Source organism: Endozoicomonas sp. SESOKO4 (assembly GCF_024606275.1).
Map to the genome: position 1 here is coordinate 1 of NZ_JAHHPS010000574.1, position 2,433 is coordinate 2,433.

The 2,433-nt window shown below is 47.8% G+C and carries 2 protein-coding genes; one reads left to right on the plus strand and one right to left on the minus strand.

The genetic code is table 11. The features are described 5' to 3' along the window. Positions 1-1,789, minus strand: a 1,789-nt coding sequence (locus KDK16_RS11325) for a hypothetical protein (protein ID WP_257276190.1), incomplete at its 3' end; no start/stop codon positions are given. A gap of 258 nt (positions 1,790-2,047) precedes the next feature. Between KDK16_RS11325 and KDK16_RS11330 the strand changes: the two genes are divergently transcribed. Next, positions 2,048-2,433 (plus strand): hypothetical protein (locus tag KDK16_RS11330; RefSeq protein ID WP_257276191.1); only part of this gene is annotated, 386 nt, incomplete at its 3' end.

Sequence of the window (2,433 nt, forward strand, 5' to 3'; positions counted from 1 at the left end):
GCTCCGGTCCCGGACGGCGGTAATAATGCTGCAGTACCTTCAGGATGGTTTTTTCGTTATCGCCGACATTTTCAGGCAAGACCGGCGGTTTGCTGAAGGCGTCCACCACAAACTGTAATGCCATGGATGGCTCGGCTGTCAGGGGCGTTGCCTGGTCGCGAGAATCGTCCAGACCCAGAGATTGTCTCAGGTCATTGATTTCCCCCTTGGACTGCTGGACAAGTTTTGGCCAATTCTGGTAGTAGGGATGCGTTTCCCGTTGCTTCCATAATTTTTCAACCCATTGGATATAATCATCTACGAAGCAACCATCAATGTGCGTCTCACCGTTACGGCAATTCCTCTTCAGGCCGAATTTAAGACTATTCAGCATGTCTTGATCCAAAGAAGCCTTATAATGAAAAAGGGCCAGTAGGTTGGACTGAATATATTCGAGCGTTGGATTCGGTAGACTTACCACATAACGTAATGCCCTTGTCAGGCATTTTTGCCGTTGCGGTTGAGTGTTGTCCCGGCAGATTCGGTCAAATTCAACGATGCTTCCCGGGCAACCGGTCAAAGGTATCCTTTTGAGATGTTTGAGGGTCAGAAAATCAAAGGGACCAAAGGCAGCCACCATATAATTGAAAACTCCCGCTGGCATTGACGGGTGGTTGATATTGTCCATTTTGTAAATTTGGTCAACAGAAATCCCCACCCCTGCCCCGCTCTGCAGAAGCAGATGAAGTATGCGACAGGCTTCCTTCTCCTGTTCCCGGTTTTGCTCACACTTACCGCTTCTGAGTTGTTCGGAAATCAGCAGCTTGTCAAGCAAAGATTGAACAGTTCCTTTATGAAAAAAACGCTGGTGAATTGGCAGGCCACTTTGTTTTAATTCCAGAAGCCTCTGGTAATGGTAACAACGGGGATCACTCACCAGCTCAATGGCCTCTTTCAATTTGTGCATAACATCGGGTGAGACGGTTAATTCCGAGTTCAGTGCCTCTGCTCGCAAAGACATTGGCAGTAGATTTAACATGTCCCTGAAATGGTCTGGGGCTATGTCCTGTGAAAACGTAAAATCATCCAGAGAATGCTCATTCCTGGCCAGGTGTTTATTGTCCAGCTCATCATCAAAATAGACTTGTACAGAACCTGTGCGGTTGCAATAAACGACCAGTGGCAAGGGTTTAAGCTGCAATTTATATTCACACTGACGCTTATTCAGCAGGATGTCGGTAATATTTCTCTGTCCATCGTTGTATACACAAAAGCATTTGATGTCTTCTCTGCTGTATTTGTTAAGCACCAGTTCCGGGTATTCAGGGAAGGAGGAATGATCGCTGAATTTCAATTTTGGTAAACTGAATGTCCCATCTGCCTGCAGATGTCCCGAGGTGAAACGGGTAGGGTAAACTCTCCAGAGGATTCGACTGCCACGATCAAAACGATTATCGAACAATGATTGCAGATGAGGCAGTAGTTTTGTCGCCAGATGATCCGGAGTTACGCCAGGCTGCAACAGATCCCGGGTCGACGCACTATGTTTGTAGATGTACAGGCACTGTGGATCAACGGTACCTATCATCCATTCACCATAAGTATCTGGCACGCGCTCGGTAGGCATCAACCTCCCCGGCAGGGCGAGGGTGAAAGGTCTTGGTGTTCCCTTGCCTGAGAAGTAGTTTGCTTCTTTACTCAATCCAATTCGGCGAAATGCCAGGCGTCCACTCTCAGCAGCCCGCAGTAGCTCCTGTCGCTCATACTCCCTGGGATGACGGGGTAGCAGTTTGTTGGTCGGTTCGCCCACTGCCCATCGACCAGAAGCTGTTACCGACCGGGTGTCAGAGTTTGATTGAGGGTGAGGGCACGGGCTTGCAGAGATCCCCGCTCCATGGACAACATTCATGGTAATACTCCATTAAACTTATTATTTACCCTATTCCGTAAGGAGGGATTTTAAAGTTCTTGGAGTATCCGGCTGGTAAAAAAGTTCCAATACCCATTGTCCGTAAATCCATTTTCATGGCGAGATCAAAGGGTTTTTCCTCTCCTCCACAGCTGGCGTATGAAAAGAGGTGCAGATGCGGATAAACTGCAGGCAAAACTTCTGCCTGACCTGCAATCATTGCACGATGGACTTCTTGGACGTTCCAATATCGTTATCTGGGGAGTTTATCCTCGTTTCACCTCAGGACATCTGAGAGCGGACGGATCGTTCAGTCTACCAAAACTTAAACTCTTCAATCTTCCCCTGGAACGTTACCCGGAACTGGTGCTCACCCGCTATAGCAAGGAAGACATCCAATGCTTTTGCGTTTACGACGATGCACAGGCAAATATTGCCGATATCCTGGAGTCCAAACGCCAGTGTGAAAAGGAATTAAAGCTTAAACCTCTGCCTCTGGTCGTTTATTGTCATCACACAGGTTCTGTACAGGTCTGTTTTGATGA